Origin of the sequence: Arthrobacter sp. UC242_113 (assembly GCF_044054585.1) — a bacterium.
Classification (GTDB): domain Bacteria; phylum Actinomycetota; class Actinomycetes; order Actinomycetales; family Micrococcaceae; genus Arthrobacter.
Map to the genome: position 1 here is coordinate 1,588,153 of NZ_CP171968.1, position 16,169 is coordinate 1,604,321.

Genomic DNA, 16,169 nt, shown 5'->3' on the forward strand with positions numbered 1-16,169 from the left:
ACACCAGACAACAGCAGAGGGGCCAGGCACCTGCAGGTGCCTGGCCCCTCCGTCGTTGATGCGTTGGGACTGTTCGGAGCTCTAGGCCCGGGAGAGGCTGACCCACTTCTCGAGCACGGCAGCGGCTGCGCCGGAGCCGATGGATTCCGCGGCCCGGTCAAGGCCAAGGTTCATGCGGTCAGTGAGCGGACCGTCAGCCTGAAGGTCGTACGCCACCAGGCCCGCCGCCGCGTTCAGCAGGACTGCGTCCCTGACCGGCCCTGTTTCCCCGGCCAGGACATTGCGGACGACCGCGGCGTTCGCCTGCGCGTCACCGCCGCGCAGCTGGTCGACAGTCGCCTGACGGATCCCCAGGTCCCGGGGCGAAAAAGTCTGCTCTGTCACTTCGCCGCCGCGGATCTCCCACACGGTGGACGGCCCGGTGGTGGTCAGTTCGTCCAGGCCGTCGCTGCCCCGGAACACGAGGCCCCGGCTGCCGCGCCGCGCCAGGACGCCAGCCACGAGCGGCGCCATGCGGGCGTTCGCCACGCCCACTGCGGACGCCTGCACCCCGGCGGGGTTGGTGAGGGGGCCCAGGAAGTTGAAGGCTGTGGGGATCGCGAGTTCGCGCCTAGGCACCGCGGTGTGGCGGAACGACGGGTGGAAGACCTGGGCGAAGCAGAAGGTGATGCCCGCTTCCTCCGCGTTCCTGGCAACGTCGGCTATGGGAAGGTCGAGCCGCACCCCCAGCGCTTCCAGGACGTCCGCTGATCCCGACGACGACGACGCCGCGCGGTTGCCGTGCTTCACGACCTTTGCGCCCGCTCCGGCACAGACCAGAGCGGCCATGGTGGAGATGTTGACGGTGTTGAGTTGGTCACCGCCGGTGCCCACAATGTCCAGCTTTTCGCCGCTGATGGAGATGGGATTGGCGTGGGACACCATGGCGTCAACGAGGCCGGCAATCTCCTCGACCGTCTCGCCCTTCGCGCGCAACGCCACCAGGAAACCGGCAATCTGGACGGGTGTGGCAGCCCCCGACATGATGGTGTCCATGGCCCATGCAGTACTGTCCGCGCTCAGGTGTTCGCCGTTCAACAGTGCCGAAATGAGGCGCGGCCAGGTGTTGCCTGCCGCCGGTGCCGATACCTGTGAAGTCACCTCCTGATGCTATCGAGGTGCCCGTCGCAAAGACCAATATGAACGTGTCCCGGAACTTTTCCGCGCGATTTCGCGTCTTTGTAGAAAAAGTCTCCGCAAAAGGCGGTTTGCGTTGGGCAAGCCGGAGTTTTACAGACATAATGTCTATGTGACATCTGCGACCCATGCCCCCAGTACCCCTGCGCACCCCACGCTGAACCGCCCGAATATGGTCTCCGTCGGGACCGTTGTCTGGCTCTCCAGCGAGTTGATGTTCTTCGCCGGTCTCTTCGCCATGTACTTCACACTCCGGTCCACTTCCGGCCAGATGTGGGCGGAAGAGACGGCTAAGCTCAACTTCCCCTTTGCGCTCGTTAACACCATCGTCCTCGTGGCAAGTTCCTTCACTTGCCAGATGGGCGTATTCGCCGCCGAAAGGCTCCAGCCGCGACGCAGCGGCGGGCCCCTCCAGTTCACCCGCTGGGGCATGAATGAATGGTTCACCCTGACCTTCCTCATGGGCGCCTTCTTCGTTGCCGGCCAGACCACGGAATACGCCATGCTGGTCTCGGAGCACGTGTCGCTGTCCTCGAACGCCTACGGATCCGCCTTCTACATGACCACCGGCTTCCACGGCCTGCACGTCATCGGCGGTCTAGTCGCCTTCCTGCTCATCATGGGCCGCTCCTTCGCCGCGAAGAAGTTCGGTCACTTCGAGGCGACCTCGGCGATTGTCACCTCCTACTACTGGCACTTCGTGGACGTCGTGTGGATTGGCCTCTTCCTGGTCATCTACGTCCTCCAGTAGCCAAGACTTTTCTCCCTCTTTCCCAAGAGAACGAATTCTAAGAAGCGGCTCATGGAGCCGACGCACGATCGAATAAAGGAACCACCACGTGAAGGCACTCTCGCAGAAGCGACGTCACCCACTGGCAGCAATAGCCCTGCTGTTGATGGGCCTCCTCCTCACTGGTGGGCTGTACGCCGTTGCCACCACCGTCAACGAGGCCAAAGCCAGCACTGCAGAGTTCACCGCCAGCGATACACAGGAAGGCGAGAAGCTCTTCGAAGCCAACTGCGCCACCTGCCACGGCATGGGTGCCAGCGGAACGCAGGACGGTCCCTCACTGGTTGGCGTCGGCGCCGCCGCTGTTGACTTCCAGGTCGGCACCGGCCGTATGCCCATGCAGATGAACGGCCCCCAGGCCTACAAGAAGCCTGCCCAGTTCAACGACACCCAGACCCACCAGCTGGCCGCGTATGTAGCGTCGCTGGGTGCGGGTCCGGCCATCCCGGCTGAGGAATTGCTGGATGAGAAGGGCAACGCCGCCGAAGGTGGCGAGCTGTTCCGCGTGAACTGCGCCATGTGCCACAACGCTGCAGCCGCTGGCGGTGCACTCACCCGCGGTAAGTTTGCCCCGGCCCTGGCCGACGTCTCGGGCAAGCACATCTACGAAGCAATGGCGACCGGACCGCAGAACATGCCGGTATTCAACGACTCGAACATCTCCCCTGAAGGCAAGCGCAACATCATCACCTTCCTGAAGCAGATTGAAGCCAACGGCTCCCCGGGCGGCGCAGACCTGGGCGCACTTGGTCCTGTTTCTGAGGGCCTGTTCGTGTGGATCGCCGGCCTGGGCGTCATCATCGCCTTCACCATCTGGCTGACGTCCCGCACGTCCTAGCCGAACCAGGCACAACAAGAACGTCCTGCTGATTGCACAGCAGGTTTGGAACTGAACATAACTCGGCAAAGGCCGAGACGAGAGAAGGATGAGGCGAATCATGGGCAACCATAGTGACGGCAGTCCGAACCACTCGGGCACCGTAGCTACGGCTGGTCAGCATGAGGTGGAGAAATTCCAGGATCCTGGACTTCCCCCGCACCGCTTGCGCCTGGCTGACACGGACCCGAAGGCCGCCAAGCGGGCAGAACGGCAGGTTGCCGCTCTCTTCGCAACCTCAGTTGTTGGCACCGTGATCTTCCTGGTGGCGTACTTCGCCATCGACCTGGGAGACGACTCAAGCATTGCCACCATCCGGCTGCAGAATGCGCTGCTCGGCATTGGCACGGCGTTCGCCATGCTCGGCATCGGCACCGGTATCGTGCACTGGGCCAAGGCCCTGATGCCGGACCACGAAGTCTCCGAGGAACGCCACGCGATCCGCACCGAGGACGACCGCCAGGCTGCGGTCCGCATCGTTGACGACATCGTGGAGGAAACGGGCATCAAGCGCCGTCCCCTCATCCGGAACACCCTGCTGGGTGCCGTGGCACTGGCACCCCTGCCGGCCCTCGCCGTCTTCGGCGACCTGGGACCGCGCCCGGACGACAAGCTGGCGCACACGATGTGGGCCCCGACTGACGGCAAGCTCAAGCGCCTCACCCGCGACCCTGATGGAACCCCCATCAAGGCCTCGGACGTCACCATCGGTTCCGCCTTCCACGTCATCCCGGAAGGCCTCAATGAACTGCACGAAGGCAAGCTCAACGAGAAGGCCAAGGCCGTCGTTCTGCTGATGCGTCTCGACCCGGCTTCGCTTAACCCGTCCGCGGGACGCGAAACCTGGGGCTACAACGGCATCGTCGCTTACTCCAAGATCTGCACCCACGTCGGCTGCCCTGTTGCCCTCTACGAGCAGCAGACGCACCACCTGCTGTGCCCGTGCCACCAGTCAACCTTCGACCTGACCCAGGAATGCAAGGTTATCTTTGGCCCGGCCAGCCGCCCGCTCCCCCAGCTGCCCATCGCAGTTGACGATGAGGGCTACCTGGTCGCCACCAGCGACTTCAAAGAACCTGTAGGACCAAGTTACTGGGAGCGTGATGAGCATGAGCGCAGCATCAACAGCTGAAGCCCCCGCCTACGTAGCCAACACCAAAGTCGGACGCTTTACTGACTTCGTCGACGAGCGCGTCGGCGGATCCGGAATCCTCCGCGAATTCGGCCGCAAGGTATTCCCGGACCACTGGTCCTTCATGTTTGGCGAGGTGGCGCTGTACTCCTTCGTCATCCTGCTCATGTCAGGAACGTTCCTGACGTTCTTCTTCGATCCGTCCATGGCTGAGACACACTACGCCGGCTCCTACACGCCGCTGAAGAACGTCGAAATGTCTGTCGCCTACAGCTCCTCGCTGGACATCTCCTTCGACGTCCGCGGCGGCCTGTTCATGCGCCAGGTCCACCACTGGGCAGCGCTGCTGTTCGTGGCCTCCGTGGCCGTGCACATGCTCCGGGTGTTCTTCACCGGCGCGTTCCGCAAGCCCCGCGAAATGAACTGGGTGGTGGGCGGTGTCCTGCTGATCCTGGCCATGGCTGCCGGCTTCACCGGTTACTCCCTCCCCGATGACCTGCTGTCCGGCAACGGCCTGCGCATCATCGACGGCGTGATCAAATCGATCCCCGTGATCGGCACCTACATCTCCTTCTTCCTGTTCGGTGGAGAGTTCCCCGGCACGGTCATCATCAGCCGCCTCTACACGCTGCACATCCTGCTCGTGCCTGCACTGATCCTGCTGATGATCGTTGTGCACCTCTTCATGGTGGTTGTCCACAAGCACACGCAGTACCCCGGCCCGGGCCGCAACGACCGCAACGTCGTTGGCTACCCGCTGGGCCCGGTCTACGCTGCGAAGGCCGGCGGCTTCTTCTTCATCGTGTTCGGTGTCATCGCCCTCATGGCCGCGTTCTTCACCATCAACCCGATCTGGAACTACGGCCCGTACGATCCCTCTCCCGTGTCCGCAGGCACCCAGCCTGACTGGTACATCGGTTGGGTTGACGGCGCCCTGCGCCTTATGCCCGGTGTGATCAGCGGCTTCCACTTCGAATACATCATCTTCGGCCACGTCCTGACCCTGAACGTGCTGCTCCCGGCACTCGTTCCGGCTGGCCTGGTGTTCACCGTGCTGTTCACCTACCCGTGGATCGAACGCTGGATCACGAAGGACAACCGTGAGCACCACGTCCTGGACCGCCCGCGCAACGCTCCCACGCGTACCGCGATTGGCATGGCCGGCTTCACGTTCTACTGCGTCATGTGGGCAGCCGCCAGCTCCGACCTCATTGCGACACACTTCCACGTGGCGCTGAACGACGTCACGTACTGGCTGCGTGCGCTGTTCTTCATCGGGCCGGTCATCGCGTTCGTCGTCACCAAGCGTGTGGCTCTGGCCCTGCAGCGCAAGGACCGCGAAATCGCCCTCCACGGCCGCGAGACCGGACGTATTGTCCGCCTCCCGCACGGTGAGTTCATCGAGGTGCACGCTCCGCTCGACGAGTACAAGCGCTACAAGCTTGTTGGCTTCGAGTCGCTCGCACCGCTTCCGGCCCAGCCGAACGAGCACGGTGTGGTGACCCGCAAGGAAAACCGCCGCGCCAAGCTGTCCCGCTGGTTCTTCGAGGACAGGGTTGCCCCGGCAACCCCCGCCGAACTGGAAGCAGGCCACGGCCACCACGAAGCCGTCGAAGCCGGCGCGGGACAGAAGACCCTGAGCCACTAGGAGCCAGGCCACTAAGAGCCAGGCCACCAGGCAACAGCGCTTCACCCAAGCAACACACAGAAAGGGCCCGGTCCAACAGGACCGGGCCCTTTCTGCATGCCATTCCGGGTGCCAAACGGGCTGCCGTGAGGCTGAAGGAAGCGGCAGCCAGCCAGGCTACTGCTGCCGGTAACCCGACGCGTAGTTCCGGGTGGGCCGTACGCCGGGCCGCTGCAGCGGCACCCACAGCTTGTACCTGTCGGCGCGGTAGTAGGACACCGAGTAGTCCACCATCGACCTGGCGACGAAGGCATGCCGCTGGATCTTCAGCAGCGGCGCGCCGATTTCAACGTTGAGCAGCCGAGCGGTGGAGGGCGACGCGGCCGTGGCCTCGATCATGTCCTCGCCCCATTCCATGACCAGGCCGAACTGTTCGCTGAGGACGTTGTACAGCGATGTCGGCGGCTCACCGTCGAGAAGCCCTGGAACCCGGTGGGCCGGGATGAAGTTCTCATCCACGCTCATTGGCTCGTTATCGGCCAGCAGGAGGCGGCGGAAGCGCACCAGGGGTGTTCCCTCCTCCAGCTGAAGTTCGCGGGCCAGGAAGGCGCTGGCGGCGATCTGTTCAAAGCTCAGCACCTTGGCGGCCGGCACCATGCCACGGCGCTGCATCTCCTCGCTGTAGGAGGTCAGCTTGACCTGGAGATCGAGCTTCGGTTTCCGCACGAAGGTGCCCAGACCAACCACCCGCTCGATGACTTCCTCCCCCACCAGGGCGTCGATGGCCTGGCGGACGGTCATCCTGGCGAGGCTGAAACGTTCGGCCAGGTCACGCTCGGAGGGCAGCGCCGAGCCCGGCGGGCAGGAGGTCGCGATGTAGGTCCTAAGGATCTCACGGAGCTGGACGTAAATCGGCGTCCCGCTGGTCCTGTCTATTTCACCGGCAATGCCGGCCACGTTAGCCGCCATGGCGGACGCTCCTGTATTGCATGCTCACAGTTCAAGGGTAAGCCAACCCGGCCACAGGTCTAGACCAGGGCCGGACCCCGGGAAGATTGACGGCGCAGGGGCCGATATTCTTAGAGGCGAACTAATACGAAAGACAATGGAGGGTTCCCCCAATGTGCCATCCTGTCCAAGACGAAGGAGTCCAGTTGCCCGTTCGTAAGGCAATCGTTTCTGCGGCCATCGGCCTGCACGCCAGGCCGGCAGCGGTGTTCGTCCGCGCGGTCACGGAGACAGGCTTTCCGGTCACCATCCGCAAGGACGGGATCGATGCGGTTGACGCCCGTTCCCTGCTCGAGGTCATGACTGCAGACTTCAACTACGGCTGCGAAGTCGAACTTGCAGTCAAGGAATCAGCCCTGCCGGCGGGCAAGAGCCTGGGTGAAGCGGAGGCGGCGCTGTCCGGTCTGGTCGAGCTGCTGGCGTCACAGAAGGCCAGCTAGGGCGGGACTAGAGACAAGAAGAACGACGGCGGGCCCCACCAAAAAGGTGGGGCCCGCCGTCGTTCTTGGTACTGAAACGCTTAGTGTGCGTGGTCTCCGCGGCTGTACTCGTAGACCCAGCCCACGAGGGCCACCAGTGCCATGCCACCGGCGATGAAGACGATCCAGAAGCCTACGGCCAGGCCGAGGAATCCTGCTGCGCAGGACAGGCCCAGGACCAGCGGCCACCAGCTCCAGGGGCTGAAGTGGCCCTGCTCGCCGGCGCCTTCGTGGATTTCCGCGTCAGCACGGTCCTCGGGACGCATGCCCACGCGCTTGCCGGTGAACCCGAGGTAGGCACCGATCATGCCCGCGAGGCCACCTACAAGGAGGATCCCCAGGATGCCGACCCACTCAGACCAGTTGGTGAGGAAGCCGTAGATGATGGAAACCGGAACGAAGAAGAAAACTCCTGCTCCAAAAATCCATGACTCGATTCTCATTGCGCGGCATCCTTCTGATCGGCGTTACCGAGCACGCTTGCTGCAGGTGCCGGCGACTCAACGGTGTGTGACTGGGAGAGCTCAGGGTGGTGCAGGTCCAGCGCCGGACGCTCCGAGCGGATGCGCGGCAGGGACGTGAAGTTGTGCCGCGGCGGCGGGCAGGACGTGGCCCACTCCAGCGAGGCGCCGAAGCCCCACGGATCGTCAACCTGAACCTTTTCGGCGCTGCGTGCGGTGATGTACACATTCCAGAAGAACGGAATCAGGGACGCACCCAGGACGAACGAGGCAATGGTGGAGAACTGGTTCATCCAGGTGAAGTTGTCCTCCACCAGGTAGTCGGCGTAGCGGCGGGGCATGCCCTCGACGCCGAGCCAGTGCTGGATCAGGAACGTGCCGTGGAAGCCCAGGAACAGGAGCCAGAAGTGGATCTTGCCGAGGCGTTCGTTGAGCATCTTGCCCGTCCACTTCGGCCACCAGAAGTAGAAGCCGGCGAACATCGCGAACACCACGGTGCCGAAGACCACGTAGTGGAAGTGTGCCACCACGAAGTAGGAGTCGGAGACGTGGAAGTCCAGCGGCGGGGAGGCCAGGATGATGCCGGTCAGGCCGCCGAAGAGGAACGTGATGAGGAAGCCGATGCTCCACAGCATGGGGGTCTCAAAGGTGATGGAACCGCGCCACATGGTGCCGATCCAGTTGAAGAACTTCACGCCGGTGGGGACCGCGATGAGCATGGTCATGAAGGAGAAGAACGGCAGTAGCACGGAGCCTGTGACGTACATGTGGTGCGCCCACACGGTCACGGACAGGGCAGCGATCGCGATGGTCGCGTAGACCAGGCCCTTGTAGCCGAAGATCGGCTTGCGGCTGAAGACCGGGAAGATCTCGGACACGATGCCGAAGAACGGCAGGGCGATGATGTACACCTCGGGGTGGCCGAAGAACCAGAACAGGTGCTGCCAAAGGACGGCGCCGCCGTTTTCCGGATCGAAGATGTGGGCACCGAAGCGGCGGTCCGCGCCGAGGGCGAAGAGTGCTGCGGCCAGCGGCGGGAACGCCATCAGGACCAGGATGGCCGTAACGAGGGTGTTCCAGGTGAAGATCGGCATGCGCCACATGGTCATGCCGGGGGCACGCATGCAGATGATGGTGGTGATGAAGTTGACCGCGCCCAGAATGGTGCCGAAGCCGGACAGTGCCAGGCCGAAGACCCAGAGGTCACCGCCGACGCCGGGGCTGAAGGTGGTGTTGGAGAGCGGTGCGTAGGCGAACCAGCCGAAGGACGCAGCACCCTGGGGGGTGATGAACCCGGACACGGCAATGGTGGAGCCGAACAGGAAGAACCAGAAGGCCAGCGCGTTCAGTCGCGGGAACGCGACGTCCGGTGCACCGATCTGCAGGGGCATGATCACGTTCGCGAAGCCGGCAAAGAGCGGGGTGGCGAACATGAGCAGCATGACCGTGCCGTGCATGGTGAACAGCTGGTTGTACTGTTCCTTGGTCTGCAGGATCTGCATGCCGGGTTCGAAGAGCTCGGCGCGGATCAGCAGGGCCATCACGCCGCCGAAGCAGAAGAACACGAAGGACGCGATCAGGTACATGTACCCGATGGTCTTGTGGTCCGTGGAGGTGATCCAGTTGACGACGATGCGCCCCTTGGATTTGGGAACTACGGGAGCCTCAAGGATCCCGGGGGTCTGGGTGTAAGTAGCCACTTCGCTTCCCTTACTTCGTAACGTTCAGGTTCGGGTTGCGGTCATACTCTTCGCCGAGCAGGCCCGTGTTGCCGTCCTGGCGCAGCTGGTTCATGTGAGCCTGGAATTCGGACTCGGAAACAACCTTGACGCGGAACAGCATTTCGGAGTGGTACTCACCGCAGAGCTCGGCGCACTTGCCGTCGTAGGTGCCCTCTTTGGTGGGGGTGAACCGGATGTAGTTGGTCTTGCCCGGGATCATGTCCCTCTTCTGCAGGAATGCAGGAACCCAGAAGGAGTGGATCACGTCGCGTGAGTTCAGTTCCAGGTCAACGGACTTGTTGACGGGCAGGTACAGCGTCGGGAGCTTCTCCTTGTCGATCGCTTCACCCGTCAGGTGCGCCTGAACGCCGGCCTCGTGGAGGTCCTCGGTGACGACGTCGCCCTTTTTGTAGTTGAAGTCCCAGGCCCACTGCTTGCCGCGGACGTCCACTACGACGTCGGCGGGCTGCGAGCGGTCATCGATCGCCTGCTGGTCACGGTCGGTGAAGTAGAAGAACACCAGGACCATGAACAGCGGGATGGTCAGGTAGAAGACCTCGAGGGGCAGGTTGAAGCTGGTCTGCCGCGGGAAACCCACGGTGCCCTTGCGGCGGCGGTAGGCCACGAGGCACCAGACGATCAGGCCCCACGTGATGATGCCCACCACGAGGGCGGCAATCCATGAGTTGACCCAGAGGTCCATGATGCGGTCAGTGTGATTGGTGGTGCCACGCTCGGTGGGCAGCCACCCCTTCTCTACCTCTGGCGAACATCCAGTCAAAACCAACGCGCCGGCAGTTGCCAAGCCAGTGATCGTAGTGATCGTTTTGCGTCGGCTGCCGGTTCGGTTCTGCGAACTCACAGACGGCCCTTCCTACTTGTTGCTGTTGCCAGGGCGGAGAAAAGCTTCCCGGGCACACTAAAAGTTTTACTACTCGGTGTAGAGCTTACCGCTCCCCGCAGGTTTTCGCCCACATGTCCCCACCGTGTGGCGGCGCCGGTTTTCACCGGCGCCGCCAAGAGGTTCAGGAAGGGCCACTGACCCTTTAGTGGAACGAATCACCGCAGGCGCATGAGCCGCCCGCATTCGGGTTGTCGATGGTGAAGCCCTGCTTGGAGATGGTGTCCTCAAAGTCAATGCTGGCTCCGCTGAGGTACGGGACGCTCATCTTGTCGACGACGACCTCGACACCGTCGTAGTCGCGTACCGCGTCGCCTTCAAGGAGGCGCTCGTCAAAGTACAGCTGGTAAATGAGGCCGGAGCAGCCGCCCGGCTGCACGGCCACGCGGAGGCGAAGATCGGTGCGGCCTTCCTGCTCCAGGAGGCTGCGGACCTTGCCTGCTGCAACGTCCGTCAGCTGAACCTCGTGGCTCGCCAGTTCGTCACTGGCAGTGCCGGTGGGTTCGGTGCTGTTTTCATTGGTCGTAGTGCTCATTGGCCTACCTTACTAACGACGGTTGTGGCTGCCCCGCTTGCACGGTGCCTGCCCCTACGGAAACGGTACGGGCTATAGCTACATGCTACGTCGATCCGGCGCGGAGCTCTAACTTCAGGCGTAACCCTCACAGGCCCTGCATTGTTCCCAGCCAGCCGCTTACCGGAGGCCTTCAGCGTTCAGCCGCGCCAGGAGCAGGGCCTCGGCCACCACCGCGTTGCGGAAGTCCCCCAGGTGCAGCGACTCGTTGGCTGAATGGGCGCGCGAATCAGGGTCCTCCACGCCCGTCACGAGGATCTGGACCTCGGGGTACAGCTCGGTCAGGTCACTGATGAACGGAATGGAGCCGCCGATGCCCATTTCCACGGCCGGAACGCCCCAGGCTTCGCCGAGCGCCCACATAGCGAGGCCGGCAGCTGAGGAACCTGTGTCCGTCTGGAAGGCGTTGCCGCTCTCCCCCGGAGTGAAGGTCACCCGGGCGCCGAACGGTGCGTGGGTTTCCACGTGCCGGCGCACTGCTTCCATTGCTTCCGCCGGGTCCTGGCCAGGGGCCAGCCGCAGGCTGAACTTGGCCCGGGCGCGGGGCAGCAGGGTGTTGGAGGCAACGCTGACGGCGGGCGCGTCGAAGCCGATGATCGACAGGGCCGGCTTGGTCCACAGCCGTGACGCGATGGTGCCCGTGCCGGCCAGCCGGACGCCGTCGAGCACTGAAGCGTCCGCCCGGTATTCCTCTTCGGTCAGATCCACGCCGGTTTCATCCCGGCTCACCAGGCCCTCAATGGCCACGCTCCCCTGGTCGTCGTGCAGCGTCGCGATCAGGCGCGAGAGCAGAGTGGGGGCATCCAGCACGGCACCGCCGAACATTCCCGAATGCACGGCATGCTCAAGGACCTGCACCTCGATGGTTCCGTCGACCAGCCCGCGCAGGCTCGTGGTGAGCGCCGGCACGCCCACCTTCCAGTTACTGGAGTCGGCCACCACAATGACATCGGCGCGGAGCAGTTCACGGTGGGCTTCCAGGAACGTCCTGAAGGTCGGCGAGCCGGCCTCTTCCTCCCCTTCGAAGAACAGCGTCACGCCAAGCCCGAATTCATCGCCGAGCACCTTGGTGACGGCGCCGAAGGCGGCGACGTGGGCCATGATCCCGGCCTTGTCGTCCGCCGCGCCGCGCCCGTAGAGGCGCCCGTTGCGTTCGACGGCGGTAAAGGGCTCGGACTCCCACAGCGCCGGATCACCGGGCGGCTGGACGTCGTGGTGGGCGTAGAGAAGGATGGTCGGCTTGCCGGGGGCGGCCTCGCGGCGTGCCACGACGGCGGGCCCGCCGGGGGTGCCGTCTTCCTTGTCGCACCGCAGGATCCGGACATCCCCGATGCCCGCCGTCCGCACCAGGCTGGCGACAGCCTCGGCACTGGCGTCCAGCGGTGCGGGGTCAAAGCTGGGCCAGGCAATGCCGGGTATGGCCACCAGGTCCTTCAGCTGTGCAACTGTGGCGTCGAAGTCCGCCTCAACGGCGGTCCGCAGGGCATCGGTGTCGATGCCGGCCGCTGTCCCCCCAAATTGCTGGGCGCCGTGCTGTCGCGGGGTCGCCGCGGAAAATGTAGTCATGGCCAAACACTACCTGTGTCACACGCCACAACATGCATTGCCGCCAGCGGTCGCCGGACGCCGCGCCATGGCGTGCCGCGGGCAGCCGGGCATGACCGGGGGCACAGCCCGCCAAGGTATTCTGTTGTGGTGTTCGGACGTAAAAAGGAAGCGCCAGCGGCGCAGGATGTAGTTGACCAGCAGGCTGCCGAGGCAGCCGCGATAGCGGGCAAAGGCGCGCCCACGCCCAAGCGCAAAACACAGGAAGCGGCCCGCAAGCGCCCCCTCGTGCCGGAGGACCGGAAGGCCTCCAAGGAAGCGGAGCGTGCCGCCGCCCAGGAGCAGCGCCTGAAGATGCGCCAGGCAATGGACACCGGCGACGAACGGTTCCTGCCGATCCGCGACAAGGGCCCGCAGAAGCGGTTCGCACGGGATTACGTGGACGCCCGCTTCAACCTGGGCGAGTACCTGATGTTTGGCGCCCTGGTGTTTGTGGTGGTCTCCCTCGTGGTGCCGTCCAACAGCGACATGATGATTTACGTGCTGGGGGCCTTCTGGGTGATGTTCCTGGCTGTATTCGTGGACGCGTTCATCCTGTCCCGCAAACTCCGCAAACGCCTCGCAGAAAAGTTCGGCGAAGTTGAGCGCGGCACCGTTTGGTACGGCACCATGCGTTCGCTGCAGTTCCGGAAGCTTCGCCTCCCCAAGCCCCTGGTACGCCGCGGGCAGTACCCGTCCTGATTCCTCGTTTTCCTCCAATGGCACAGGCCACCGGAGGGCGGTCCCGGACGTAAAACACAGCAGCCCGGCGGTGATACCGCCGGGCTGCTGTGTTTAACGTGCGAACCAGGTTCAACGTGCGAATTAGCGGTTTCTCGACAGTTCCTTATTGATCCGTGCTGCCCAGAACGGCCCCTCGTACAGGAAGGCGGTGTAACCCTGGACCAGGGTGGCGCCGGCGTCCAGGCGGTCCTGGACGTCAGTGGCGGTCTCCACGCCGCCCACGGAAATAAGTGTCAGCCGGTCCTGGGTGACCGACTTCAGCCGGCGCAGCACTTCCAGCGAACGGCTTTTCAGCGGAGCCCCTGACAGGCCCCCGGCACCGCATGCCTCCACCTTGTCTGCTGCAGAATCCAGCCCGTCGCGGCCGATGGTGGTGTTGGTGGCAATGATTCCGTCCAGGCCCAGGTCCATCGCCAGGCGGGCGACGTCGTCGATGTCCTCATCGGTGAGGTCAGGGGCGATCTTGACCAGCAGCGGGACATGCCGGCCTGCGGACTTGTCCGCCTCCTCCCCCACTGCCTTCAGCAGCGGCCGAAGCGTCTCCACGTTCTGCAGGAGCCGGAGCCCCGGCGTGTTCGGCGAGCTGACGTTCACCACGAGATAGTCCGCCGCCGGGGCGAGACCGCGGGCGCTGATGAGGTAGTCCTCCACGGCGTCCTCGAGCTCCACCACCTTGGTCTTGCCAATGTTGACGCCGATCACGGGCCGCACCTTGGCATGGCGCCGCTGCAGCGCAGCCCGGGCGGACTTCAGCCGCGGAGCCACGGCAGAGGCGCCGTCGTTATTGAATCCCATCCGGTTGATGACGGCCCGGTCCTCAATCAGCCGGAACAGCCTGGGCTTTTCGTTGCCGGGCTGGGCCTGGCCGGTGATGGTACCCACTTCGACGTGGCCGAATCCGAGCTCCATCAGGGCTTCGATTCCGTGGCCCTCCTTGTCGAAGCCGGCGGCCAGCCCGAACGGGGATGGGAAGGTCAGGCCGAGCGCATGCGTCTGCAGGGACGCTGGCGGCGCCGTGAACCGTTCCAGCAGCCGTCCTGCTCCCACGGAATGGACCAGCCGGATTCCCTTGAAACCGATCTTGTGGGCGCGTTCGGCGTCCATCCATGAAAAGGCCAGCCTGAAAAAAGTGGGGTATACGCGCATGCCTCTAGTTTTCCGTCTTCTCGGGTGCAGACCAAATTCCTACCTGCAGACCAAACCGGGCTGACATAACGCCACCCGGGACGGGATTCTAGAGCCTACGCTGGTGCCATGGAGTGGCAGAGCGACATTCTGGGGCCGGGCTTCGAGTCCTGCGCCTTCGAAGCCGCGGGCCGGGACGGCGTCCGACGCCAGGCCACGCTGGTCCGCTTCACTCCACCGGACGGTCCGGACGTCCGTATCGCCGGGCCCCGCCGGGCAGTGCTCTTCCTGCACGGCTGGAGCGACTACTTCTTCAACATTGAGCTGGCACGGTTCTGGGACGCGCAGGGCTTCGAATTCTTTGCCCTGGACATGCACAACCACGGCCGAAGCCTTCAGCCGGGCACCCACGGCGGTTACGTCGCGGACTTGGAAAACTACGACGCCGAGATCGGCACCGCGGCCGGTATGATCGCCGAGTCCGGCGGTGCAGGACCCGAGCAGCTCGCGCTCATGGGGCATTCCACGGGCGGCCTCGTGGCAGCCCTGTGGGCCAGCCGCAACCCCGACGCCGTTTCCCAGCTCGTCCTGAACAGTCCCTGGCTCGAAATGCACGGCAGCGCCCTGGTCAGGCGGGCGGCCTGGACCATGGTGGAGCCGATCGCCCGCCTGCGGCCGGAGGCGGTGATCAGGCTGCCGGAGCGAGGCTTCTACTGGCGGAGCATCAGCAGTTCGGCCGAAGGCGAGTGGACGCTGGACGCTGCCTTCCGGCCGCCCCTGGCCTTTCCGGTGCGCGCCGCCTGGCTCAGTGCCATCCTCGCCGGGCAGGCCAAGGTGGCACGCGGCCTGGGCATCGAAGTCCCCATCCTGGTCCTGCTCTCGGCGGCGAGCGAGAACGGCATGGTGTGGAATGAGGAAATGCGCCGCACGGACGCCGTGCTGGACGTCAACACTATTGCCGCCCGTGCCTTGTCACTGGGCCGGAGCGTCACGGTAGAGCGCATCGACGGCGCCCTTCACGACGTGTTCCTGTCCCGCGCCGACGTGCGGGCCGAAGCCTACCGGCGCCTGGCCCAATGGATCAGGGGTTACGCCGCCTGATTCGGGTACAGGGTGTCCAGTACCGCGACTCCAGCACCGAGGAACCTAGAGGGCCTGGGCGGCGTCCACTGCCCCGCCGTACCGGCGGTCCCGCTGGGCATAGATCTCCACTGCGTCCCACAGGGTCCGGCGGTCGACGTCGGGCCACAGCGTGTCCAGGAAGACGAACTCCGCGTACGCCGACTGCCACAGCATGAAGTTGGACAGACGCTGCTCACCTGAACTGCGGATGAAGAGGTCAACGTCGGGAAGGTCCGGCTCGTCGAGGTACTTTTGGATCGTCTTTTCGGTGATGGCGCCGGGCTTGAGCCTGCCGTCGGCCACGTCGCGGGCAATGGCGGACACAGCGTCCGCGATTTCCGCCCGGCCGCCGTAGTTCACGCACATGGTCAGCGTGCAGGTGCTGTTTCCGGCGGTGTACGCCTCCGCCTCCTCCAGTTCGCGGATCACTGACCCCCAAAGCCGGGGACGCCGCCCGGACCAGCGGATCCGCACGCCCCACTCGTCCAACTGGTTGCGCTGCCTGCGCAGCACCTCCTTGTTGAACCCCATCAGGAAGCGGACTTCCTCGGGAGAGCGGCGCCAGTTTTCCGTGGAGAAGGCGTACACGCTGACGTACTCGATGCCGAGTTCAATGGCGCCGGCCACCACATCCAGCAGTGCGGGCTCCCCCGCCTTGTGGCCCTCGATGCGCGGCAGTCCGCGCTGGTTGGCCCACCTGCCGTTGCCGTCCATCACGATGGCCACGTGCCGGGGCACGAACTCGGCCGGAATCGACGGCGGAACCGCCCCCGACTGGTGCGGGTACGGGGCCACCACCGGAGCAGTGCGGCGCCGGGCAGGACTGGTCTTCTTTCCCAAGGACACTG

Annotated in this window: 16 protein-coding genes; 7 read left to right on the forward strand and 9 right to left on the reverse strand. The window is 64.5% G+C overall.

Annotated elements, in window-relative coordinates; genetic code table 11:
• Positions 1 to 81: 81 nt before the first annotated feature.
• The gene (gene trpD, locus ACHMXB_RS07045; protein WP_395403981.1) at positions 82 to 1,140 is read right to left on the reverse strand and encodes an anthranilate phosphoribosyltransferase; all 1,059 of its coding nucleotides are present in this window, start codon (positions 1,138 to 1,140) and stop codon (positions 82 to 84) included.
• A gap of 112 nt (positions 1,141 to 1,252) precedes the next feature.
• On the opposite strand from trpD, the gene ACHMXB_RS07050 reads away from it, so the two are divergent.
• From ACHMXB_RS07050 to ACHMXB_RS07065, 4 genes are all read left to right on the forward strand, one after another.
• Positions 1,253 to 1,927, forward strand: a complete 675-nt coding sequence (locus tag ACHMXB_RS07050; RefSeq protein WP_223256984.1) for a heme-copper oxidase subunit III — start codon at positions 1,253 to 1,255, stop codon at positions 1,925 to 1,927.
• Between the two features lie 88 nt (positions 1,928 to 2,015).
• A complete protein-coding gene (locus tag ACHMXB_RS07055) occupies positions 2,016 to 2,804 on the forward strand; it encodes a c-type cytochrome (RefSeq protein ID WP_395403983.1) in 789 nt (262 codons plus the stop codon).
• A gap of 100 nt (positions 2,805 to 2,904) precedes the next feature.
• Positions 2,905 to 3,975 carry a ubiquinol-cytochrome c reductase iron-sulfur subunit gene (locus ACHMXB_RS07060; RefSeq protein ID WP_111903439.1) on the forward strand — a complete coding sequence of 357 codons (1,071 nt, stop codon included), beginning with the start codon at positions 2,905 to 2,907 and terminating at the stop codon, positions 3,973 to 3,975.
• The gene (locus tag ACHMXB_RS07065; RefSeq protein WP_395403985.1) at positions 3,953 to 5,623 is read left to right on the forward strand and encodes a cytochrome bc complex cytochrome b subunit; all 1,671 of its coding nucleotides are present in this window, start codon (positions 3,953 to 3,955) and stop codon (positions 5,621 to 5,623) included. The genes ACHMXB_RS07060 and ACHMXB_RS07065 overlap by 23 nt, the downstream gene beginning before the upstream one ends.
• A gap of 156 nt (positions 5,624 to 5,779) precedes the next feature.
• On the opposite strand, the gene ACHMXB_RS07070 is transcribed toward ACHMXB_RS07065, so the two are convergent.
• A complete protein-coding gene (locus tag ACHMXB_RS07070) occupies positions 5,780 to 6,571 on the reverse strand; it encodes a GntR family transcriptional regulator (RefSeq protein ID WP_102974542.1) in 792 nt (263 codons plus the stop codon).
• 185 nt (positions 6,572 to 6,756) lie between these two features.
• Here ACHMXB_RS07070 and ACHMXB_RS07075 point away from each other — a divergent pair, with 185 nt between their 5' ends.
• Positions 6,757 to 7,050 (forward strand): HPr family phosphocarrier protein, encoded by a 294-nt coding sequence (locus tag ACHMXB_RS07075; RefSeq protein WP_395403987.1) that lies wholly within the window; start codon positions 6,757 to 6,759, stop codon positions 7,048 to 7,050.
• A gap of 80 nt (positions 7,051 to 7,130) precedes the next feature.
• Here ACHMXB_RS07075 and ACHMXB_RS07080 read toward each other — a convergent pair whose 3' ends face one another.
• The 5 genes from ACHMXB_RS07080 to ACHMXB_RS07100 all read right to left on the reverse strand — a co-directional run bounded on the left by ACHMXB_RS07080 (position 7,131) and on the right by ACHMXB_RS07100 (position 12,312).
• A complete protein-coding gene (locus ACHMXB_RS07080) occupies positions 7,131 to 7,532 on the reverse strand; it encodes a cytochrome c oxidase subunit 4 (protein WP_102974540.1) in 402 nt (133 codons plus the stop codon).
• Positions 7,529 to 9,250: a cytochrome c oxidase subunit I gene (ctaD, locus tag ACHMXB_RS07085; RefSeq protein WP_395403989.1), complete on the reverse strand. Its 1,722-nt coding sequence runs from the start codon at positions 9,248 to 9,250 to the stop codon at positions 7,529 to 7,531. Before ctaD ends, ACHMXB_RS07080 begins: the two co-directional genes overlap by 4 nt.
• 10 nt (positions 9,251 to 9,260) lie before the next feature.
• Positions 9,261 to 10,133: a cytochrome c oxidase subunit II gene (gene coxB / locus ACHMXB_RS07090; protein ID WP_395403991.1), complete on the reverse strand. Its 873-nt coding sequence runs from the start codon at positions 10,131 to 10,133 to the stop codon at positions 9,261 to 9,263.
• Positions 10,134 to 10,317: 184 nt separating this feature from the next.
• On the reverse strand, positions 10,318 to 10,707 hold the full coding sequence (locus tag ACHMXB_RS07095; protein ID WP_104138470.1) for an iron-sulfur cluster assembly accessory protein: 390 nt from the start codon (positions 10,705 to 10,707) through the stop codon (positions 10,318 to 10,320).
• 159 nt (positions 10,708 to 10,866) lie between these two features.
• On the reverse strand, positions 10,867 to 12,312 hold the full coding sequence (locus ACHMXB_RS07100; RefSeq protein ID WP_395403993.1) for a dipeptidase: 1,446 nt from the start codon (positions 12,310 to 12,312) through the stop codon (positions 10,867 to 10,869).
• A 129-nt stretch (positions 12,313 to 12,441) separates the two neighbouring features.
• On the opposite strand from ACHMXB_RS07100, the gene ACHMXB_RS07105 reads away from it, so the two are divergent.
• Positions 12,442 to 13,032, forward strand: a complete 591-nt coding sequence (locus tag ACHMXB_RS07105) for a DUF3043 domain-containing protein (RefSeq protein ID WP_395403995.1) — start codon at positions 12,442 to 12,444, stop codon at positions 13,030 to 13,032.
• A gap of 123 nt (positions 13,033 to 13,155) precedes the next feature.
• Here ACHMXB_RS07105 and ACHMXB_RS07110 read toward each other — a convergent pair whose 3' ends face one another.
• Positions 13,156 to 14,220, reverse strand: coding sequence for a quinone-dependent dihydroorotate dehydrogenase (locus ACHMXB_RS07110; RefSeq protein ID WP_395403997.1), 1,065 nt, complete (start codon positions 14,218 to 14,220; stop codon positions 13,156 to 13,158).
• A gap of 108 nt (positions 14,221 to 14,328) precedes the next feature.
• On the opposite strand from ACHMXB_RS07110, the gene ACHMXB_RS07115 reads away from it, so the two are divergent.
• Positions 14,329 to 15,300 carry an alpha/beta hydrolase gene (locus tag ACHMXB_RS07115; RefSeq protein WP_395403999.1) on the forward strand — a complete coding sequence of 324 codons (972 nt, stop codon included), beginning with the start codon at positions 14,329 to 14,331 and terminating at the stop codon, positions 15,298 to 15,300.
• Positions 15,301 to 15,345: 45 nt separating this feature from the next.
• On the opposite strand, the gene ACHMXB_RS07120 is transcribed toward ACHMXB_RS07115, so the two are convergent.
• Positions 15,346 to 16,167, reverse strand: coding sequence for an isoprenyl transferase (locus tag ACHMXB_RS07120; RefSeq protein WP_395404001.1), 822 nt, complete (start codon positions 16,165 to 16,167; stop codon positions 15,346 to 15,348).
• Positions 16,168 to 16,169: the final 2 nt, after the last annotated feature.

Bases quoted from the DNA above. Each gene is read 5' to 3' on its own strand.
- ACHMXB_RS07060 (WP_111903439.1), top strand. From the start codon at position 2,905: ATGGGCAACCATAGTGACGGCAGTCCGAACCACTCGGGCACCGTAGCT.
- ACHMXB_RS07065 (WP_395403985.1), top strand. From the start codon at position 3,953: ATGAGCGCAGCATCAACAGCTGAAGCCCCCGCCTACGTAGCCAACACC.
- ACHMXB_RS07070 (WP_102974542.1), bottom strand. From the start codon at position 6,571: ATGGCGGCTAACGTGGCCGGCATTGCCGGTGAAATAGACAGGACCAGC.
- ACHMXB_RS07080 (WP_102974540.1), bottom strand. From the start codon at position 7,532: ATGAGAATCGAGTCATGGATTTTTGGAGCAGGAGTTTTCTTCTTCGTT.
- ACHMXB_RS07095 (WP_104138470.1), bottom strand. From the start codon at position 10,707: ATGAGCACTACGACCAATGAAAACAGCACCGAACCCACCGGCACTGCC.
- ACHMXB_RS07100 (WP_395403993.1), bottom strand. From the start codon at position 12,312: ATGACTACATTTTCCGCGGCGACCCCGCGACAGCACGGCGCCCAGCAA.
- ACHMXB_RS07110 (WP_395403997.1), bottom strand. From the start codon at position 14,220: ATGCGCGTATACCCCACTTTTTTCAGGCTGGCCTTTTCATGGATGGAC.
- ACHMXB_RS07115 (WP_395403999.1), top strand. From the start codon at position 14,329: ATGGAGTGGCAGAGCGACATTCTGGGGCCGGGCTTCGAGTCCTGCGCC.